Genomic DNA, 2,669 nt, shown 5'->3' with positions numbered 1-2,669 from the left:
CGTCGGCGAGCCACTCGTGGGTGGCGGTGCCGACGATGGACGGCCACGGGTCGCCGCCCTCGTTGACCGACGGCCAGTCGAGAAGCTTGTACGCCAGACGCCTCGGGCAGGGGTCGCCGACCTCCGACGGCCCGATCCGGCGTTGCAGCGAGCGGGGCGCGTTCGCGGCGGTGTCGGTGATGATCTCGGTGAGCATCCGCCGGATGCCCTCTGAGCTGTCGGGCTCGACGCCGGGGGTGTCGCCGGGCTGGGTGAACATCAAGCTGCCCCCTCCTCGCCGCTCGTGGGGTCGAGGAGGACGAACCGGCGAGAGCCCTGAGCGAGGCGCGTGTACTGCTTCGCTACCTCGGGCTGCTCCTCGCGGAGCGCCTTGATGTCCACCTGTTCTCGGGGCTTGGTCCACCGGTAGGTCACGACCGGGGCGCCCCCGATACGGGCCTCGGTCGCCTCCCCCAAGAGGTCCTTGAGCTTGCCGACGATGGCGTCCTCGATCTCCCGGTGCTCGGCGATCCGGGCCCGGGTCAGACGCAGCGCCGCCACGAGGGTGGCCTCATCCGTGAGGTCGACGTGCTCGGACATCACGCCACCGCCTCGGCGTCGAGCGGGGTGCCGTATCCGGCGGTGTGTAGGAGCTCGACGAGCGTGGACACGTGCATCCGGACGGGCTCGCCGAGGATGGTGGGGGCGAGCGGGGCGCGAGCGGAGACCACGGCGAACAGCGTCATGAGGTCGAGGTGAGCCCACCAGTCGCCGACCCGCTCGGCGGAGTATCCGGCTCGCTTCGTGATCAGGATTCCGAGGTCGGCGCCCGAGTTCTCTCGCTCGGTCTCGGTTTCGTCGAGCCACCGGACAATGTCGCCGTCGGTGGCGCGCTCGGCGACGCGGCCGCTCTTGATCTCCCAGCACAGGCCCGGGGTGCCCGTCACGTCACCGAGGTCATTGCCACCGGCGAGGGCGCGGCGCTCGGCATCGGGCCACCCGTGCTCTCTCAGGTAGCGCACGACGCCGGTCTCGGCGCGGGTGCCGATGGCGCGGGGTCCGGACATGGGGTTCTCCCTCTAGTCGGTGGGGTGGGCCCGCCTGCAAGGACGGTGCGGGCGGGCCCGGTTCGTGGTGGTCAGGCGTCGTCGAGGAGCCCGAGTGCGGACAGCAGGCCCCGGAGGGTGTCGGCGTCGTGGGTGCGGCCGGCCACGACCAGGCGGGCGGCGTCGACCTGGGCGGAGCTGGGGGTGAGGTCTTCGCCGGGCGGGATTGCGTGCGCGAGCTCAGCCACGGGCGATCTCCTCACCTGCGGGGGTTAGCTCGTCGGCGGTAAAAGAGGCTGGGAGCTCATCGACGTCGTCGTCGAGGACCACGCCGTAATCCCCACCGGGGTGGGTGTTCGCGATGGTGCCGAGCGCACCGGCGGGGTGCGGGGGCGAGTCCACGGTGATGGCCACACGGTCACCAACCTCGTGGGTCATCGATCGGTGGTGGGCGCCGCGTGCGGCGCGGATGATGTCGTCGGCGCCGCCGGTCAGCCGTTCGAGGAGGGCCTCGGCCTCGGCGAGCTGGATCTCCAGGTCCCGGATGGTGCGGTCCTGCCGGGCCACCACGGCGGCGAGGCGCCGGGCACACTCACCGCACAGAAGCCACGTCACGGCCGCGGTGAGGATCAGCGCGGCGAGGACGAACAAGGGCATCCAGTCGGCGACCACGTAGGTCCACCCGGGCATGGCGGGGCTCATGCGACCTCACCACCCGGGGCGTTCACCACGGTCACGACCCGCACAGCAGCGCCCCGGTAAGAGCCCTCGATGACGTGGTGCTCGTGGGCACCATCCGGCCGCACCTGGACGGGCCCGGCGCCGATGATGCGTTGCCAGGAGGCGAGGCCGCGGATCTTCCCGACGTCGAACGAGCCGAAGAGGTGCCCCTCCAGACGCCGGTCACTGCCGTGACGGCAAGCGGGCAGGGTCCACGCCGCGCTGGGCGCCTTCTCCCGAATCAGGTCGAGGAGGACGTCAGCGAAGTCGGCCTGTGTCGTCGGCGTCGGGACGGCGGTGTCGAGGTCGACCTCGGTGGCGAGCTCGGCGGCGGCCTGNGTGGGGGGAGCCGTAGGGCCCGGCGGGCGGGGTGGGTAAAGTGGGTCATGCGAGAACCTGCTTTCTCGTGTGCGCCCTCACCGCGGCATCGGTGGGGGCTTTTTTCGTGTCGGGGTCAGGCGGCGCGGTTGGCTGCCTTGGTGCGGCGGGCTTCGACCCCGGCCATGGACAGGCGCCTGTAGTAGGCGGCGCGCGCGGACTCGGCGGCACGCGCCCGGTCGGCCGGGTCCATCACCCCGTCGGGGTCGACCTCGCGCTCCCATTTCTGTTCGCGGGCGCGGTTGGCCGGCGCCATCCGCTCGGCTCGATGCGGGGTGCGCGCCCACGAGGTGTGAGCGGCCAGAGACGCGATTTGGGACCGGCGAGTGGGGTCGGAGTGAGCCATCAGGCGGCCTCCTCGTGGGGGCGGTCCTCGGTCACCTCGAACAGCTCCTCGAACCGGCACGCGAGGAGGAGCATGGCGCGGCCGATGATGCTGGTGGAGGGCGCAACCTCCCCGCGGGAAACACGGTGCGCGGTGCTGTGGTGAACGCCCAGAGCCTCGCCTTGGGCGACCGCTGTGGTGAGCCCTGCCGCGCGCATGCG

General features: G+C 71.9%; 6 protein-coding genes and 1 pseudogene. All 7 read right to left on the bottom strand.

Annotation, left to right across the window (positions count from 1 at the left end):
- A pseudogene (locus D474_RS30120) lies at positions 1-259 on the bottom strand (hypothetical protein); the annotation flags it as partial.
- Positions 259-579: a hypothetical protein gene (locus D474_RS0125750; protein WP_026118804.1), complete on the bottom strand. Its 321-nt coding sequence runs from the start codon at positions 577-579 to the stop codon at positions 259-261. The gene D474_RS0125750 and the pseudogene D474_RS30120, both read right to left, overlap by 1 nt.
- A complete protein-coding gene (locus tag D474_RS0125745) occupies positions 579-1,046 on the bottom strand; it encodes a hypothetical protein (protein WP_017616363.1) in 468 nt (155 codons plus the stop codon). The genes D474_RS0125750 and D474_RS0125745 overlap by 1 nt, the downstream gene beginning before the upstream one ends.
- A gap of 71 nt (positions 1,047-1,117) precedes the next feature.
- Positions 1,118-1,273 (bottom strand): hypothetical protein, encoded by a 156-nt coding sequence (locus D474_RS32875; RefSeq protein WP_017616362.1) that lies wholly within the window; start codon positions 1,271-1,273, stop codon positions 1,118-1,120.
- Positions 1,266-1,727, bottom strand: coding sequence for a hypothetical protein (locus D474_RS0125735; protein ID WP_152477088.1), 462 nt, complete (start codon positions 1,725-1,727; stop codon positions 1,266-1,268). The genes D474_RS32875 and D474_RS0125735 overlap by 8 nt, the downstream gene beginning before the upstream one ends.
- Positions 1,728-2,199: 472 nt before the next feature.
- On the bottom strand, positions 2,200-2,469 hold the full coding sequence (locus tag D474_RS0125730) for a hypothetical protein (protein ID WP_086002969.1): 270 nt from the start codon (positions 2,467-2,469) through the stop codon (positions 2,200-2,202).
- A partial coding sequence (locus tag D474_RS32450) for a hypothetical protein (protein WP_040704514.1) occupies positions 2,469-2,669 on the bottom strand: 201 nt, incomplete at its 5' end. The genes D474_RS32450 and D474_RS0125730, both read right to left, overlap by 1 nt.

The organism is Nocardiopsis salina YIM 90010 (genome assembly GCF_000341025.1).
GTDB classification, from domain to species: Bacteria; Actinomycetota; Actinomycetes; order Streptosporangiales; family Streptosporangiaceae; genus Nocardiopsis; species Nocardiopsis salina.
The sequence above is the reverse complement of the archived record's forward strand: the minus strand, read 5'-3'. Positions and strand labels throughout refer to the sequence as shown.